At 60.3% G+C, this 15,823-nt stretch carries 14 protein-coding genes and 1 pseudogene; 5 read left to right on the forward strand and 10 right to left on the reverse strand.

What is annotated here, in order from left to right; translation table 11 throughout:
• Nucleotides 1-6: 6 nt before the first annotated feature.
• From BFW87_RS13740 to BFW87_RS13750, 3 genes are read right to left on the reverse strand one after another with little or no spacing between them, the layout of a single operon-like run.
• On the reverse strand, nucleotides 7-276 hold the full coding sequence (locus BFW87_RS13740) for a phosphopantetheine-binding protein (protein ID WP_016972688.1): 270 nt from the start codon (nucleotides 274-276) through the stop codon (nucleotides 7-9).
• Nucleotides 254-1,066 carry a lysophospholipid acyltransferase family protein gene (locus BFW87_RS13745; RefSeq protein ID WP_078740330.1) on the reverse strand — a complete coding sequence of 271 codons (813 nt, stop codon included), beginning with the start codon at nucleotides 1,064-1,066 and terminating at the stop codon, nucleotides 254-256. Before BFW87_RS13745 ends, BFW87_RS13740 begins: the two co-directional genes overlap by 23 nt.
• Nucleotides 1,042-1,761: a beta-ketoacyl synthase chain length factor gene (locus BFW87_RS13750; RefSeq protein ID WP_078740331.1), complete on the reverse strand. Its 720-nt coding sequence runs from the start codon at nucleotides 1,759-1,761 to the stop codon at nucleotides 1,042-1,044. The genes BFW87_RS13745 and BFW87_RS13750 overlap by 25 nt, the downstream gene beginning before the upstream one ends.
• Before the next feature lie 350 nt (nucleotides 1,762-2,111).
• Here BFW87_RS13750 and BFW87_RS13755 point away from each other — a divergent pair, with 350 nt between their 5' ends.
• Together BFW87_RS13755 and BFW87_RS13760 are read left to right on the forward strand one after the other, a co-directional pair.
• The gene (locus BFW87_RS13755) at nucleotides 2,112-2,882 is read left to right on the forward strand and encodes a ParA family protein (protein ID WP_078740332.1); all 771 of its coding nucleotides are present in this window, start codon (nucleotides 2,112-2,114) and stop codon (nucleotides 2,880-2,882) included.
• Nucleotides 2,883-3,367: 485 nt separating this feature from the next.
• Nucleotides 3,368-3,577: a DUF6124 family protein gene (locus tag BFW87_RS13760; protein WP_078740333.1), complete on the forward strand. Its 210-nt coding sequence runs from the start codon at nucleotides 3,368-3,370 to the stop codon at nucleotides 3,575-3,577.
• Nucleotides 3,578-3,691: 114 nt separating this feature from the next.
• On the opposite strand, the gene trxC is transcribed toward BFW87_RS13760, so the two are convergent.
• A complete protein-coding gene (trxC, locus tag BFW87_RS13765; RefSeq protein ID WP_078740334.1) occupies nucleotides 3,692-4,126 on the reverse strand; it encodes a thioredoxin TrxC in 435 nt (144 codons plus the stop codon).
• Between the two features lie 83 nt (nucleotides 4,127-4,209).
• Here trxC and BFW87_RS13770 point away from each other — a divergent pair, with 83 nt between their 5' ends.
• Nucleotides 4,210-4,440: a hypothetical protein gene (locus BFW87_RS13770; RefSeq protein WP_078740335.1), complete on the forward strand. Its 231-nt coding sequence runs from the start codon at nucleotides 4,210-4,212 to the stop codon at nucleotides 4,438-4,440.
• Between the two features lie 74 nt (nucleotides 4,441-4,514).
• Here BFW87_RS13770 and selO read toward each other — a convergent pair whose 3' ends face one another.
• The 5 genes and pseudogenes from selO to BFW87_RS32600 all read right to left on the reverse strand — a co-directional run.
• Nucleotides 4,515-5,978, reverse strand: coding sequence for a protein adenylyltransferase SelO (gene selO / locus BFW87_RS13775; protein ID WP_078740336.1), 1,464 nt, complete (start codon nucleotides 5,976-5,978; stop codon nucleotides 4,515-4,517).
• Between the two features lie 48 nt (nucleotides 5,979-6,026).
• Nucleotides 6,027-9,410, reverse strand: coding sequence for a mechanosensitive channel MscK (gene mscK, locus BFW87_RS13780; RefSeq protein WP_078740337.1), 3,384 nt, complete (start codon nucleotides 9,408-9,410; stop codon nucleotides 6,027-6,029).
• Nucleotides 9,411-9,466: 56 nt separating this feature from the next.
• Nucleotides 9,467-11,209, reverse strand: a complete 1,743-nt coding sequence (locus BFW87_RS13785; RefSeq protein WP_078740338.1) for a potassium/proton antiporter — start codon at nucleotides 11,207-11,209, stop codon at nucleotides 9,467-9,469.
• A gap of 227 nt (nucleotides 11,210-11,436) precedes the next feature.
• A complete protein-coding gene (locus tag BFW87_RS32595) occupies nucleotides 11,437-12,309 on the reverse strand; it encodes a methyl-accepting chemotaxis protein (protein ID WP_370589143.1) in 873 nt (290 codons plus the stop codon).
• Between the two features lie 30 nt (nucleotides 12,310-12,339).
• Nucleotides 12,340-13,062: pseudogene (locus BFW87_RS32600) on the reverse strand (MCP four helix bundle domain-containing protein); the annotation flags it as partial.
• A 277-nt stretch (nucleotides 13,063-13,339) separates the two neighbouring features.
• On the opposite strand from BFW87_RS32600, the gene BFW87_RS13795 reads away from it, so the two are divergent.
• Together BFW87_RS13795 and BFW87_RS13800 are read left to right on the forward strand one after the other, a co-directional pair.
• Nucleotides 13,340-13,570 carry a hypothetical protein gene (locus tag BFW87_RS13795; RefSeq protein WP_078740340.1) on the forward strand — a complete coding sequence of 77 codons (231 nt, stop codon included), beginning with the start codon at nucleotides 13,340-13,342 and terminating at the stop codon, nucleotides 13,568-13,570.
• The gene (locus BFW87_RS13800; RefSeq protein WP_078740341.1) at nucleotides 13,567-13,860 is read left to right on the forward strand and encodes a cell division protein ZapA; all 294 of its coding nucleotides are present in this window, start codon (nucleotides 13,567-13,569) and stop codon (nucleotides 13,858-13,860) included. The genes BFW87_RS13795 and BFW87_RS13800 overlap by 4 nt, the downstream gene beginning before the upstream one ends.
• Before the next feature lie 3 nt (nucleotides 13,861-13,863).
• Here BFW87_RS13800 and BFW87_RS13805 read toward each other — a convergent pair whose 3' ends face one another.
• On the reverse strand, nucleotides 13,864-15,666 hold the full coding sequence (locus tag BFW87_RS13805; protein ID WP_078740342.1) for an acyl-CoA dehydrogenase: 1,803 nt from the start codon (nucleotides 15,664-15,666) through the stop codon (nucleotides 13,864-13,866).
• Between the last annotated feature and the right edge of the window lie 157 nt (nucleotides 15,667-15,823).

A 15,823-nucleotide genomic window follows, 5' to 3' on the forward strand; every position in this document is an offset into this window, starting at 1 on the left:
ACGGTCTCAAGCTGCCTGTCGGGCCGTGACGAACGCCGCAAGGCTGGCCACGTTAGTGAAGTGATTGCGGGTGTCCTTGGCGTCGGCATCGATCTTGATGCCGTACTTTTTCTGGATCGCCAGGCCCAATTCCAGGGCGTCGACCGAATCCAGGCCCAGGCCTTCGCCGAACAGGGTCTGCTCGCTGCCGATGTCGTCGACGCTGATGTCTTCCAGGCCCAGGGCCTCGATGATCAGCGCCTTTATGTCGTGCTCAAGGCTGTGTCTGTCGCTCATCTTCGGCGAGCTCCTTAATGAAATAGTGGTGCAGGTAATCGTTGAGCTTGCGTGAAGCCTGGGGCGCGGGCCCGAGTGTGGCGAACGCCTGTGGCTCTATATCGGCACCCACGCGCAAACTAAAGTGAAATCGGCGTTTGGGAATGCGATACCAGGGTTCGGCCTTGGTCAGGGTGGTCGGGCTGACTTTGATCACCACGGGGGTGATGATTGTCGCACCGCGCAGCGCAATGGCGGCGCCGCCGCGATGAAAGGCGGGCGCAGCGCCGGGGGTGGTGCGGGTGCCCTCGGGAAAGATGATCAGGGTCTGGCCTTCGCGCAGGGCACTGGCGGCGGCATCAAGCATGTCGGCGCTGCCGTCATTGCTGATGTAGCCGGCGTCGCGCACCGGCCCACGAGTGAACGGGTTCTGGAACAGGCTCTGCTTGACCACGCAATTGGTCTGGCGCATCAGGCCGATCAGGAACACCACGTCGATCAGCGACGGGTGGTTGGCGATGATCATCTGGCCCGGGCGGCCGAGTTTTTCGGCGCCTTCGACGCTGTAAGTCAGCACGCCGCCGCGTTGCATCATGCGGATAAACAGCCAAAACAGTCGGCTGATAGTGTGGCGCGCGCGGCGGCGGTGTTTTTCAGCACTGCCCGGCAGCAGACTCAGCAACGGAAACACCAGCAAACGCAGGCACAGCCCGCCTACACCGAACATAAAGAAGCTCGCGGCGGTGGCGAACAGGCGCCAGTAATAGGCGTCCCGTGGTTTGTCGGTCAGGGCTTGCGTTGCCAGTTCCATACACGGTTCTTCCAGGCATGTTGGCAGGTGGTCTGCTCGGTGAGCAGGGCGCGCAGCAGGTTCAGGGCATGGGGCCACTGGCTGTGACTGAGTTGGACAGCGCCGCTGTTTAGTTCCAGCTGCCACTCGTCGCCGGGTGTCAGCAGCAGGCCGAGGGCGTAGGGGAACGGCACGTCATGGATCCAACCGGCATAGGCTTCAGGCGGCTGTTCTTCGGTAATCACCAGCAACACGGCCGGGGCGCCTTCGTTGAGCAGCGCGGCGGCTTCGAGCATGCCGTGTTCCAGGCCATCGCCGGCGGCGGCGAGGGCGGTCATTTCGCTGGTTTCATTGCGCAGGATCGACCACAGGCCAATCACCGCGTTGTGCACCGACAGGCTGAACTGGGTCGGCGACAAAGGCTCGTTGTTAGCCAGATCGGTCAGGATGTCGAGGGTGCGCGGGGTTTCGCCGTGCCGGGAAATAAACACCAGTGGCAAGTCTTGCAGGCCTTCGGCCAGCGGCCAGCCGACGCTGAAGGCCATCCGTGCCAGGCGGCTCAAGCGGCGGCGTTGCATGGCAGGCAGGAATGACACGTCAGGGGAGGCATCGCTGGCGGGCAGCAACGCGGGAGCCTGGCACCAGGCGTGCCAGTCGTGCGCACTCTCCAGGCCGGGGGCCCAGGCGCGCCATTGGGCGATGTTGAAAGTGATCACTGAGAGGTTATCCCGCCCCTGCGGGCTTCCATGTGCGGCGATTGGCCCCGAATACCGGGACAGGGAGCAATCACCGAGAGGCGCGCATTATCCCGGTGCTGCGGGGTTCTAGCAAACTTTGGTAAAGATTTGTTCACGGCTGATTACAATTTGGTTGGAAAGATTTACAGATTGTCCTTTACCAAGGGGCTGATTGGATCGTCGGCTTTGTCCTGTTCATGTGTGGGGAATGGATGACAGCGAGTGCGCAGAAGGCTTCTGATGCGTCAGTGCATGGATGAACGAGGTAGCTAACAGGCGCTTTTGCCCTCTACACTCGGAGCATCTTTGATACACGGAGGTTTTTCCCCATGCGGCGTGTGGTGTTCAATCAGAAAGGCGGTGTTGGCAAGTCCAGCATTGCCTGCAACCTGGCGGCGGTCAGCGCCAGTGAAGGCTATCGAACCCTGTTGGTGGACCTCGATGCACAGGCCAACTCAACCCAGTACCTCACCGGGCTGACCGGCAACGACATCCCCATGGGGATCGCGGATTTTTTCAAGCAAACCCTGTCTTCCGGACCTTTTTCGAAGAAGAACAAGGTCGATATCTACGAAACGCCCTTCGACAACCTGCACGTGATCACCGCGACTCCGGAACTGGCCGACCTGCAGCCCAAGCTTGAGGCCAAGCACAAGATCAATAAGCTGCGAAAGCTGCTGGATGAACTGAGCGAAGATTACGACCGTATTTACCTGGACACCCCGCCGGCGCTGAATTTCTATGCAGTGTCGGCGCTGATTGCAGCGGATCGTGTGTTGATCCCGTTTGACTGCGACAGCTTCTCGCGCCAGGCGCTGTATGGCCTGTTGGCGGAAATCGAAGAATTGAAGGAAGACCACAACGAAGGCCTGGAAGTGGAAGGTATCGTGGTCAACCAGTTCCAGGCCCGAGCGACGCTGCCGCAGCAGATGCTGGATGAGTTGATTGCAGAGGGTTTGCCGGTATTGCCGGTGTACCTGGCGAGTTCGGTGCGCATGCGTGAGTCGCACCAGGAGAGCAAGCCGCTGATCCACCTGGACCCTCGGCATAAGCTGACGCAGCAGTTTGTGGAATTGCATAACTTGCTGGAAAACAGCTGACACTTGCGAACACTGCATGATCCTGTGGGAGCTGGCTTGCCTGCGATGGCATCACCTCGGTCTACCTGGCAGACCGAGTTGCCTGCATCGCAGGCAAGCCAGCTCCCACATTTGCTTTTGCATTTCTTCAGGGGGATTTGGATTTGTCCCACAGAGGCTGTAGGAAGGGTCTGGCAAGTAGGGTTGTGCCTTGTCTCGTTGCCTACAGATAAGCCAGAATCGCCCGGCTTGTGCGTCTGGATGGGCGTCTCTAAGGTTCTTCGGTCGCTGAATGTTCAGTGATCGGGTTTAGTAGCCCAATCAGACGAAAGTATGTGCTCCGTTCCAAAAGCTTGGCGTTTTATCGCCTATCTGATGGTGGCTGTGCGCAGGGCACCTTCGGGTGCGCCGGTATTGCTTTCGTTCCCGGTCTACTAACCTGCGTATAGCCGCCACCCTTCGTTTAGTAGCGAAATAGGTGGAGGCCCTATCAGAGAACGAAAAGCATGTTATTCACCGTTAGCGCCAACCTCCCTACCGAAACCCTCGTGCTCAACAGCTACGAGACTTTCTCTTCCGTTCGTACCTTATTACTCAACCTGTCCAACGACCTCACCGGCGAACACCGCGACGTGGCGCTAGCCATCCATCAACTAAGCGAGCTCGGCGTAATGCTGGTGGGCCAAATGATGGACCGCGAAGCCCCACTGGCCTAAATCTGGAATACGGTCAATGTGGGAGCTGGCTTGCCTGCGATGGCATCACCTCGGTGTACCTGGCAGACCGAGTTGCCTGCATCGCAGGCAAGCCAGCTCCCACACTTGACCGCGCTACACGCCTTGGCTTCGCAACCAGCTCATCAACTGCGGCAACGGAAACGCTCCACTCTGGCGCGCCACCTCACGGCCATTCTTGAACAGAATCAAACTCGGAATCGAGCGAATCCCCAACTGCGCCGACAACTGCTGATTCGCCTCGCTATCCAGCTTCGCCAGCCGACACTTACCCTCCAACTGCCCAGCCGCCTGCTCAAACACCGGCGCAAACGACTTGCACGGCCCGCACCACTCGGCCCACACATCCACCAGCAACGGCAAATCGCCTTTGATCTGGCTGGCGTAGTCGCCCTGTTTCAGCTCAAAAGGCTTGTTCAACAACACCGGCTGCTTGCAGCGCCCGCATTTCGGCGCATCGCCCAGGCGCTCGCCGGGGATGCGGTTAAGGCTGTTGCAATGCGGGCAGGGGATTACAAAAGGTTCGGACATCGGGGGGCTCCTTGAATGTGGCCAATGGGTTCAATCTGGAGCCGGCAACGTGGTTTATCAAGACTCGATTACAAGGACTACGCATGAACGACGAACTAAAAGTGGCTATTGAGCATTGGCCTTTTGTAGCGCCGCTGCTGCGAAAACCCCAAAACGAAGACGACTACGACTTTCTGGTAGAGGCAGTCGATGAGTTGGTGGATATGACATGGGAAGATGAAACCCATCCACTGAATGGGCTGTTGGACATTATTGTTGACTGGGTCGAGGCATACGATCTGGAGCATCGGCGGATGCCTCAGTCGGACGAATAATTCGATTCAAAGCATTCCCATTGTGGCGAGGGAGCAAGCTCCCTCGCCACAATGTGCGCATCACTCTTTTGATATTACGAGGAACAACTAATCTCCAAATGCTTACCCCAATCCGGTGGCCGCTGGGCGTATTGCTCCATCCCGGCCTGTTCCTCAAACGGCTTGGACAGCACTTCATGCAGCCGCCGCACTTCGCTGTAATCCCCGGACTCGGCGGCGGCGATGGCGTTTTGTGCCAGATAGTTGCGCAGGATGTACAGCGGGTTTACCGCGTGCATCCGCGTGCGGCGTTGTTCTTCGCTGTAGTCGCCATCTCGTGCAACACGGGCCTTGTACAGCTCGGCCCAGGCATCAAACCCGGCGAGGTCGACAAAGTCGTCGCGCAACCGCGCCACGGCGAGCGTCGCCGACTCATCGCCCAGGCGACGGAAGAACAGCGTGTAATCCACTCCGCTGTTCTGCATCAACTTCAACAATTGCTCGACCAGTTTCTGGTCATCCTCTTCGGCCGTGGTCAGCCCCAAGCGCCGACGCATCAGGTCCAGGTAGTGCGCCTGATACAGCGGCAGATACAGCCCCAGCGCTTCTTTCAACGCATCAACGCTGATAAATGGCGTCAGCGCTTGAGCCAAAGCGCTGAGGTTCCACTGCCCGATCGGCACTTGATTGCTGAAGGAGTAACGCCCTTCGTGATCGGAATGGTTGCAGATGAAGTGCGCGTCAAAGTCATCGAGAAACGCAAACGGTCCGAAGTCGAAGGTGATGCCGAGGATCGACATGTTGTCGGTGTTCATCACGCCGTGGCAGAAGCCATACGCCTGCCATTTGGCGATCATTTCGGCGTTGCGCTCGACGATTTCGCGGAACATCGCCAGGTATGGCTCAGGCTGTTCGCGGCATTCGGGGTAGTGCAGGTTCAATACGTGCTCAGCCAAAAGCGCCTGCTGCTCGGGCTTTTTGGTGTAGTAGAAATATTCGAAATGCCCGAAGCGGATATGGCTCGGCGCCAGGCGCAACACCATCGCGCCACGTTCCTGTTTCTCGCGCCACACCGGCGTGCTGGAGCCGATCACGCACAGGGCACGACTGCTGGGGATGCCCAGCGCATGCAGGGCTTCGGAGGCGAGGAATTCACGGATCGAAGAGCGCAGCACGGCGCGGCCATCGCCCATGCGTGAGTATGGCGTCATCCCGGCGCCCTTGAGGTGCAGGTCCCAGTGCTCACCCGCCGTGTTGTAAACCTCGCCGAGCAACAACCCTCGGCCATCGCCGAGTTGTGGGGTGTAGCCGCCGAACTGATGCCCGGAATAGACCATCGCCCGCGGCTCTGCTTCGGCCCACAGCTTGTGCCCGCTGAACAGTTCGGCGAACACCGGCGTTTCGGCCACGGCCGGGTCGAGGTCGAGCAGCGCCATGGCGGCGTTGCTCGCCACCACAAGGCGTGGCTCGTCAAGGGGTTCAGGCAGTACGTGGGTCGAGAACGCGTCGCCCAGGCGTGCGAAGCGGTTGTCGAAGGTCAGTTCGTCGAGGGCTTTCACCGGCCATCTCCAGCAGAATGTCCGAGCATTCTGCTGGGGATAGGCGCGTTAGTCGAGTTTGCTCGGCGGTGGTTCCGGCGCGTCCTCGACTTTACCGGCTGGCGGCTCAGGTGCGTCTTGTTGCGTGGCAGGCCCGACGATGGTCTTGCGATCATCCTCGGCCGGCACCAGTTTGTATTCCTGACCATGCATGTTCTTGAGGTACACCTCCATCTGCCGGAAGGAGATGTTGATGTGCTGTTTCTTGAACTCACGGTTGATATAGCGGTTGACCTCATCCAGCACCGGGTTGCGGTCACCCAGGTCGCGCACGTGCATGCGCAGTTCGTGGTCGAGGGTGCTTTCGCCGAAGTTGAGGAAATACACGTGAGGTTCGGGTTCTTTCAGCACGCGCGGGTTTTCCCGGGCGGCCTTGAGTAACAGATCCTTCACCAGGTCAAGGTCAGAGCCGTAGTCCACGCCGAGTTTCAGCGTGACGCGGGTGATGGTGTCGGTCAGCGACCAGTTGATCAGTTGCCCGGTGATGAACGTCTTGTTCGGGACAATGATGTCCTTGCGGTCAAAGTCGGTGATGGTCGTGGCGCGGATGCGGATCTTGCTCACTGTGCCCGACAGGTTGCCGATGGTGATGGTGTCGCCGATACGCACCGGGCGTTCAAACAGGATCATGATGCCGGAGATGAAGTTCGCAAAGATCTCCTGCATCCCGAAGCCCAACCCCACCGACAGCGCCGCCACCAGCCATTGCAACTTGTCCCAGCTCACGCCGAGTGTGGAAAGCGTCGAGACAAAACCGACACCGGCGATCACGTAGGACAGCAACGTGGTGGTTGCGTAGGCGCTGCCCTGGGCCAGGTCCAGCTTGGACAACACCAGCACTTCCAGCAAACCGGGCAAGTTGCGCGCGAGGGCGAAGGTGATGCCGACGATGATCGACGCGCCGAGCAAGTCGCCGATGCTGATCGGCACCATGCTGATATTGGCGCCAGTGCCGCTGGTGTATTCGTAGAGGGTCACGTTGTCCAGGTAGGAGAACACGGTGATCAGGTCTTTCCACACCCAGTACAGCGCAGCGATAAAGCCGCCGAGCAAGGCCAGGCGGATCAGGCGCATCGACTGTTCATTGACCTGTTCGATGTCCAGCGTCGGCTCTTCGATCACCGCTTCGCCGTCGCCGGCTTCCTTGGCGGCCTGGCGTTTGGCCAGGGCCCGCGCGTAGGCCAGGCGCCGTGCGGCAACGCCCAGGCCGCGCACGAAGGTGGCTTCGATCACCAGCCAGAACATCAGCAGGTACAAGGTATTGATCAAGCGGTCGCTGAGCTTCAGCGCGGTGTAGTAGTAGCCAAAGCACACGGCGATAAACAGCGCGACGGGCAGGGCGGTGAACACCAGCCCCACGAACTTGCGGAACAGCGAAGCTTTTTCATGGGTCGGGCTGTTCAGCAGCAAGCGGCCGAGCAGCCAGGCCATCAGCGCGTAGCAGGTCAGGACAACGCCAATGCCCAGCACGTCGTCGGCTAGCGCCGCGGGTTGGTGCTCGGCTATGGCCACCACGGCCACCAGTGCGAGTACTACGAGGCCCAGTTTGCGAATCCAGCCCTGCAGAAATGCCACCTGAGGCCGTTCCCAGCGGAAATGCAGTTCCGCCACGCCACCCGGCGCGAGAATCCGGTAAGCGGTGTAGAACACCAACCACGCCTGGGCAATCAGCAGCAGCGCCGAGCCCAGGTTGGCGTTCTGCCCACGGGCGTCGATCTGCAGCGCGTAGCCGCAGAGTGCCAAGCCCAGAGAGACCGGCATTGCCAGCAGGATATTGATCAGAATCGCCTGCGGCGTGTGCCATTGGCTGTCGCGCTTGAAATGGCCAATGTCCAGGTGGACTTTGTTCAGGCGCTGATACAAGGCTTTACGCCGCCACAGCAAGGCACCGATCAGCAGCAGCAACGGCAGGAACAGCAGCGGGCGCTGGGTCAGGCCGTCATACAGTTCACTGACGCTGGAGGCCCATGGCAGGGTGGTGACTTGCTTGCTGAAATGCGCCGGGACGGTTTCCAGCCACTCGGTGTCCAGCGGCTTGTTGCTCGGAATCCAGAACATCTGCTCATCCAGCGTCGCGCGCAGGGTGGTGGCGGTGCTGAGCAATTGTTTCTGGTTCAGTTGCAGCGTGATGGATTCGTTGAGCAGCGCGCTGAGCTCACGGCTCAGGCGCTCCAGCAGGTCGCTGCGGGTGATCGCCAGTTCCAGCAGGGTGCGGCGCAGTTGCGGGGTGACGTCTTCCGGCGGCTGGTTGGCCAGCAGGCTATCGACATAAGTGCTGGGGGTGCTGATCAGCTCGCGTTGTTGGTTGACCTCGAACTGGTACAAACGAATGTTGGCGATATCGTCTGCCAGGTTGCGGTCGACCGTCAGGCGCGGCAGCGCTTGCTTTTGTTTGTAGAGAATCTTGGAGAGCAGCAGGCTGCCCTTGAGCACGTTGATTTGCTCGTCCAGCGCAGAGTCGCTCTGGGTGACGGTGTCGAGTTGCTGCTTGGTCTGCAGGTTTTTCTGGGTCAGGTCGTTGAGCCGGTCGGTGCTTTTGAGCAGGTAGTCGGACAGCTTCAGGTTGGCCGCGCTTTCCGTGGCCAGAATGCTGCTGCCACCGGCTTTTTGCGCTTCGATGGACTGCTGGGTAACGGTCTGCTGGGACTGGGCCAGGCGTTTCTGGTTGATCAGGGTTTGCAGGTCCTGGATCTCTTGTTCCAGCCGCGAAGTTTTCTCCAGCACCAGGTCGTGCTGGCTGTTGCCCAAGTCTTGCAGTTGGCTGTTGCCGGCCAGTTCCTGGCGGCGCAGGGGAATCAGGGCATTCAGGGCGGCGAGTTCGGCGTTCAACTGGTTGCGCTGATCGCCGCTGATGGCTTTACCGTTGTCTTTGCCGCCCTTGAGGATCGAGTTGATCTGCTGGATACGCGTCTGGCTGCTGCTGATTTCGGTCTGGGCGCGCTCCGGGCGGGTTTGCGCGGCGATGGTCAGGCTGTTGGCGTCGGCCAGTTCTTTTTGCAGGTCGCCTTGCTGGGTGGTGCGTTGCACCAGCAGTTGCTCAAGCTGCGGCACCGGCAGGGTGGAATAGCGTTGGGCCACCGGGATGACTTTGGTGGCCTTGAGCCGCACCAGATCGCGCTGGTTCTCGGTGGTCTGGCGCGGCGCGTCTTCGAGCTGGCGCTTTAGGTCGGCCAGGCGCTGATCGTAATCCTGCTGGTTGCCCAGGTAAGTGAGGGTCTGTTGCAGGATCGCTTGCAACGCCTTCATGTCGGCGTCGGGCAGCTTGCGGTCGGGCAGCTTGTCCAGGGTTTGCTGGATGGCATCGGCGCTGGGCGGGTCGGCAGCGTAAACGCTGCCGACACAAAGGGTCAGGCCCAGCAGGGCAGTGGCTAAAAAGGTGCGCAGAGTCGTCATGGATACCGGTCGAGCAAGGTAAAGAAGGTGGGGGTGTGACGCCATAGCCCCGCAGTTTAGAGGAAGAGTCCAGGGCCTGGACGACTTCCTTCGGGGAATTTGACGCCGACTTTTCCGATCTTGTTCCCGTCCATGACCGCGACGGTCCACAACGTGTTGTTCCATTCCACCTGGTCGCCCACCACCGGCGCGCCGCCGACCTTCTGGGTGATGAAGCGACTGAGCGGCATATCCGGGTCGATACCCTCGAGTTTGAGCCCGTACAGCGCGGACACCGCGCCCAGCTGGGCGTCGCCTTCAAGTACGAAGTCGCCGAAGAAGCGCAGGTCGAGGCCGCGTTGCGGCGCCTGGCTGAACAGTTTGCCCAGGGCCGGCAGATTGTGTTCATGGCCGATCACGCAGAGCAAATCGTCGACTTCCAGCACCGTACTACCCGACGGATGGAGCAGTTGCTGACCACGAAACAGCGCGGCGATCCGCGTGCCTTCGGGCATTTTCAGCTCACGCAGGGCCGCGCCGATGCACCATTTCTCGGCGCCCAGGCGGTAGACGAACAGCTCCCACTCGCTGGTGACGTGCACTTCCAGGGCGGCGCGCGAGATAGGCGCGGGGTCTGGCGGTACGGTCACTTTGAGCAGCTTGGCCACCCACGGCAGGCTGGTGCCCTGCACCAGCAGCGACACCAGCACGATAAAGAACGCCAGGTTGAAGTACAGCTGCGCGTGAGGCAAACCGGCCATCAGCGGAAACACCGCCAGAATGATCGGCACCGCGCCGCGCAGGCCGACCCAGGCGATAAAGGCTTTTTCGCGGCCGTGGAAGGCCTTGAACGGCAGCAGGCCAACCATCACCGACAGCGGCCGCGCGAACAGAATCATCCACAGCGCCAGGCCCAGCGCCGGCAAGGCAATCGGCAGCAAATCGTGAGGGGTGACCAAGAGTCCCAGCACCAAAAACATGCCGATCTGTGCCAGCCACGCCATGCCGTCGAGCATATGCAAAATGCCATGACGGCTGCGCACCGGGCGGTTGCCGATCACCAGGCCGCACAGGTACACGGCGAGGAAGCCGCTGCCGTGCAGGGCGTTGGTCAGGGCGAAGACGAACAGGCCGCCGGCAATGACCAGGATCGGGTACAGGCCGGTGGCCAGGTTGATGCGGTTGACCAGTTGCAGCATCAGCCAGCCGCCGCCCAGGCCGACGATACCGCCGATGCCGAACTCGCGTATCAGGTGGGTCAGCAGGCTCCAGTGCAGGCCCGTTTGGCCGCTGGCGAGCATGTCGATCAAGGTGACGGTGAGGAACACCGCCATCGGGTCGTTACTGCCGGATTCGATTTCCAGGCTGGCGGTGACCCGTTCGTTCAGGCCCTTGCCGCCGAGCAGCGAGAACACGGCCGCGGCGTCGGTGGAGCCGACGATGGCGCCAATCAACAGGCCTTGAATAATGTTGAGGTTGAACAGCCAGGCCGCCGCCATGCCGGTGAGGCCGGTGGTAATCAGCACCCCCACCGTGGCCAGCGATAACGCCGGCCATAACGCCACGCGAAAACTCGCCACCCGTGTGCGCAGGCCGCCGTCGAGCAGGATCACGGCCAGGGCGAGGTTGCCCACCAGGTAGGCGGTCGGGTAGTTATCGAAGATGATGCCGCCGCCGTCGACGCCGGCGACCATGCCCACGGCCAGGATGATCACCAGAATCGGGATGCCCAGTCGGGACGAAAGGGAGCTCACCAGAATGCTCGCACTCACCAGCAACGCGCCGATCAAGAACAGGCTGTTGATGGTCGTCGCATTCAAAGGCAGTACTCCAGAACTGGGTAGACGAGGCGCAAACTGACCATGCAGTCTGCGTGCCAGCGATTCTAACCTGTTGAATTGCTGCGCTGTCAAAAGATCGTTCCAATCTGGGAGCTGGCTTGTGTGGGAGCCGGGCTTGCCCGCGATGCAGGCACCTCGGTCTTCAGGTGGATCGAGGTGATGCCATCGCAGGCAAGCCAGCTCCCACAGGGGATAGGCGTTGTCAGTTAGAGACGAAACCGCCCCACCATCCCGTTCAAATCCACCGCCAGGCGCGACAACTCACTGCTCGCCGCGCTGGTCTGGCTGGCGCCGGTCGCCGATTGCACCGACAGGTCACGGATATTCACCAGGTTACGGTCCACTTCCCGCGCCACCTGCGCCTGCTCTTCCGCCGCGCTGGCGATGACCAGGTTGCGTTCGTTGATCTCGACGATTGCGCTGTTGATGGTATCAAGCGACATTCCCGCGCCTTTGGCGATATTCAGCGTTGATTCGGCGCGCTCGGTGCTGTTGCGCATCGAATCCACGGCGTGTTCTGTGCCGGCCTGAATGCTGCCGATCATCCGCTCGATCTCGCTGGTCGATTGCTGGGTGCGATGGGCCAGTGCACGCACTTCGTCCGCGACCACCGCAAACCCACGACCCGCTTCACCGGCACGTGCCGCTTCAATCGCTGCGTTCAGGGCCAGCAGGTTGGTCTGGTCGGCGAGGCCGCGAATCACGTCCAGCACTTTGCCGATATCCCGCGATTCATTGGCCAGGTCGCCAATCAAGGTGGCGGTGGCCTGCACGTCGCCGCTCATGCGTTCGATGGCGCTGACGGTTTCCTGCACCAGGTCGCGGCCGTCACCGGCAGAAGTGGTGGCGTTGCGCGAGGCTTCGGAGGTGCTCACCGCGTTGCGCGCGACTTCTTCGACCGCGCTGGTCATCTCGTTGACGGCGGTGGCGGCTTGTTCGATTTCGTTGTTTTGCTGGGTCAGGCCACGGGCGCTTTCGTCGGTGACGGCGTTCAGCTCTTCGGCGGCGGAGGCCAACTGGGTGGCAGAGCCGGCGATGCGTTGCAGGGTGTCGCGCAGCTTGTCCTGCATTTTGGCCATGGCGGCGAGCAAGCGGCCGGCTTCGTCGTTGCCTTCCACCTTGATCGGCCGCGTGAGGTTGCCTTCGGCGACTTCTTCGGCGGCTTCCAGTGCCTGGGAAATCGGCACGGTGATGCTGCGGGTCAGCAGCCAGGCGAACAGCACGGTCAGTGCCGTGGCAACGATCAACAGGCCCACGACCAGGCTGAACGCTGAGTCGTATTGATCCTTGGCGGCCTGGTTGGTGGCCAGCGCCATTTTGCCGTTGATTTCCACCAAGCGGTCCATGGTGGCGTTGATTTTGTCGGAGTTGGCCAACAGTTCGGTATTGAGCAAGGTGCGCAGTTCATCGAGCTGGTTGGCGCTGGACATCGTCATCATGCGCGCTTCGATCTGGTGGTACTGGCTCAGCAGTTGCAGGTATTCGTTGTACGCAGCGCGCTCTTCAGGGCTATCGATCAGCTTCTCGTAAACCCCCTGGGCGGCGCGAATCTGCTGGTTGCGTGTTTCAAACGATTGCAGGGTCTTTTGCTGAACCTCTGGCTCGCGGTTGGTCAGCAGGCGATAAGACAAGACGCGCAAGCGCAGGGTCAACTGGGTGAACTCATCCAGGGCGCGAATGCTTGGCACGCTGCTCAGGGTGATGTCGTCGGTGGCCGCGCGAATTTTGCTCATCTGATTCAAGGCAAACACACCGAGAAACAGCATCAGTGCGCCAATAAAAGCAAAACCGAGGAACGCCCGCGGAGCGATATTCATATTTCGTAGGGACATGCTGAGATCCTGAAAGGACCGCGATCCGTGCGGGCTTGAGACGAGAGTGTGTAAGGCCTATCGGCCATACGACTAAAGTCTTAAGTGGGTGCGCGCTTTTGTCGCATCTGACGAGGGGTTTGACGGATTCAGGAACCAGATGGGGTAAATGCAGTCACTAAGGCTCGAAAGTGCGGCCCGGCCCTTAAAAAACGGGCTGTACGCCAAGGATAACCCTGGCATCCGAGGTGAATTTTCTTTATCGTCACCGCCCTTTGAAAAAGCCCGAGAAATCAAAATGTTAGAAGCATCCCTCAGCCAGCTTGAACAGCTTGTTACTGACCTCGTACAGCACAATCACGACCTGTTGGGCAGCAACGAAGCCCTCAAGGCAGAGCTTGCCCGCGCCAAGGACGAAAACGACAGCCTGCAATTGAACTTGATGGAACAGGAAGAAAAACACGGTGCCACCGCCGCGCGTATTCAAGCGTTGGTTGAGCGCGTGAACGCAGGGCCTGTCAGCGCATGAATGAAGGGATAAAGGTCGTTTCGATTCTCGGTGAGGATTACTCGATCAAGGCGCCGCAAGGGGAGGATCAAACCCTGCTGCACGCCGTGACCATGCTCAAGGCTTCCCTGGCCACCACCAAGAAAAAGTACCCGACCCTGATCGGTGACAAATTATTGGTACTGGCCGCGCTGAACCTGTGCGCCGAGCAGATCGAAATGAAAAAGCACCACCAGCAGGAACTCGACCGTTACCAAGAGCAAGTCAGCGCCACGGTCGATGTGATTTCCAAGGCGATCGGAACGCCTTAGCGGTCAGAACCACTCATCCTGCATGCCGAGGCACGTGTCATCGCGTGCTTCAAGAATCGCCAGTTCATGATGGCAGCCCGGTACTTCCCAGGTCAGGAAGTAGCGGGCGGCCTGGAGCTTGCCTTTATAGAAGGCCACATCGGCCGCATTTCCCTTGGTCAGTCCCTCTTCGGCGCGAATCGCTTGCTCCAGCCAGCGCCAGCCAATCACCGTATGCCCGAACACTTTCAAGTACAGCGCCGAATTCGCCAGGCTGCTGTTGACCTTGCCGTGGGCGAGATCCGTCAGCAGGCCGATCGTCACGCTTTGCACGCGGTTCACCAGGTGTTCCAGTGGCTCTCTTAATGCGGTCAGGCTTGGATATTCCTGAGCCCGCGCGCCGGTTTCGGCGATCAGACGAATCAGCTGTTTCAGCCCGGCGCCGCCGTTTTGCGCGAGCTTGCGCCCCAGCAAATCCAGCGACTGAATACCGTGGGTGCCTTCATGGATCGGGTTCAGACGGTTGTCGCGGTAATACTGCTCCACCGGGTATTCACGGGTGTAGCCGTGGCCGCCGAGAATCTGGATCGCCAGTTCGTTGGCCTTGAGGCAGAACTCCGACGGCCAGGATTTGACGATGGGCGTGAGCAAGTCGAGCAGCTCGTGGGCCTGCTTACGCCCGGCTTCGGTTTCCAGGGTGGTGGTGTCGTCGAACAAGCGCGCGGCGTACAGGCCGAGGTCGAAGGAGCCTTCGACGTAGGCCTTCTGGGTCAGCAACATGCGCTTGATATCGGCGTGCTGAATGATCGAAACCGGCGCGGTGCTTGGGTCTTTGCTGTCGGGCAAGCGACCTTGCGGGCGTTCGCGGGCGTACTCCAGCGAATACAGGTAGCCGGCGTAACCGAGCATGACCGCGCCCATGCCGACGCCGATGCGCGCCTCGTTCATCATCTGGAACATGCAGCTCAAGCCCTGGTGCGGCTTGCCCACCAGATAGCCGACGCAGTGACCGTTATCGCCGAAATTCAGCGCCGTGGACGTAGTGCCACGCCAGCCCATCTTGTGAAACAGGCCCGCCAGCAGCACATCGTTGCGCTCGCCGAGGCTGCCGTCATCGTTAACCAGGAACTTGGGCACGATAAACAGCGAAATGCCCTTCACCCCGGGCGGTGCGTCCGGCAGTTTGGCCAGGACCATGTGCACGATGTTTTCCGACAGCGAGTGGTCGCCGCCGGAAATGAAGATTTTGTTGCCCTTGAGGCGATAAGAACCGTCAGCCGCCGGTTCTGCGCGTGTACGAATATCCGACAAAGACGAGCCGGCATGCGGTTCTGTCAGGGCCATGGTGCCGAAGAAACGGCCGTCGATCATCGGTTGCAGGAAGCGTTGTTTTTGCTCCTCGGTGCCGAAGCTTTCAATCAGGTTGGCGGCGCCCATGGTCAGGAACGGGTAGGACGTGGAGGCGGCGTTGGCGGACTGAAAGTGTGCGAAGCAGGCTTGGGACAGTAAGGTCGGCAATTGCATGCCACCGGCTTCGAAGCTGCGTGCGGCATTGAGGAAGCCGGCTTCGAGGAACGCGTCCACGGCCGGTTTGACTTCCGGGATCAGGATCGCCTTGCCGTCCTCATAGCGCGGTTCGTTTTCGTCGTTTTTGCGGTTGTGCGGCGCGAAGTATTTCTCGGCAATGCTGCGCGCGGTACTGATGGCAGCATCGAAGGTTTCGCGGTTGTGTTCGGCAAACCGCTCGCGCTGAGTCAGGCCTTCGGCATCGAGGACTTCGTAAAGCTCGAAAGCCAGATTGCGGGAACTGAGCAGCGTCTCGGACATGGCGGCTTACCTGTTTGGGGATAGGCCTGAGTCTAAGTGCGCGAATAGAGGCTGGATAGCAAGATTGATTTGCGTGATGGAGGGGCAAAACGCGGGGAGGATGTTGCGAATGCAGTCAATGTGGGAGCTGGCTTGCCTGCGATAGCGGTGGGTCAGC

Origin of the sequence: Pseudomonas fluorescens, from assembly GCF_002022275.1 — a bacterium.
Lineage (GTDB): Bacteria > Pseudomonadota > Gammaproteobacteria > Pseudomonadales > Pseudomonadaceae > Aquipseudomonas > Aquipseudomonas fluorescens_AJ.

What these genes read in the sequence shown, in the direction of transcription:
- BFW87_RS13740 (WP_016972688.1), bottom strand. Translation starts at nt 276, where the DNA reads ATGAGCGACAGACACAGCCTTGAGCACGACATAAAGGCGCTGATCATC.
- BFW87_RS13745 (WP_078740330.1), bottom strand. Translation starts at nt 1,066, where the DNA reads ATGGAACTGGCAACGCAAGCCCTGACCGACAAACCACGGGACGCCTAT.
- BFW87_RS13755 (WP_078740332.1), top strand. Translation starts at nt 2,112, where the DNA reads ATGCGGCGTGTGGTGTTCAATCAGAAAGGCGGTGTTGGCAAGTCCAGC.
- BFW87_RS13760 (WP_078740333.1), top strand. Translation starts at nt 3,368, where the DNA reads ATGTTATTCACCGTTAGCGCCAACCTCCCTACCGAAACCCTCGTGCTC.
- trxC (WP_078740334.1), bottom strand. Translation starts at nt 4,126, where the DNA reads ATGTCCGAACCTTTTGTAATCCCCTGCCCGCATTGCAACAGCCTTAAC.
- BFW87_RS13770 (WP_078740335.1), top strand. Translation starts at nt 4,210, where the DNA reads ATGAACGACGAACTAAAAGTGGCTATTGAGCATTGGCCTTTTGTAGCG.
- mscK (WP_078740337.1), bottom strand. Translation starts at nt 9,410, where the DNA reads ATGACGACTCTGCGCACCTTTTTAGCCACTGCCCTGCTGGGCCTGACC.
- BFW87_RS32595 (WP_370589143.1), bottom strand. Translation starts at nt 12,309, where the DNA reads ATGGCCAAAATGCAGGACAAGCTGCGCGACACCCTGCAACGCATCGCC.
- BFW87_RS13795 (WP_078740340.1), top strand. Translation starts at nt 13,340, where the DNA reads ATGTTAGAAGCATCCCTCAGCCAGCTTGAACAGCTTGTTACTGACCTC.
- BFW87_RS13800 (WP_078740341.1), top strand. Translation starts at nt 13,567, where the DNA reads ATGAATGAAGGGATAAAGGTCGTTTCGATTCTCGGTGAGGATTACTCG.
- BFW87_RS13805 (WP_078740342.1), bottom strand. Translation starts at nt 15,666, where the DNA reads ATGTCCGAGACGCTGCTCAGTTCCCGCAATCTGGCTTTCGAGCTTTAC.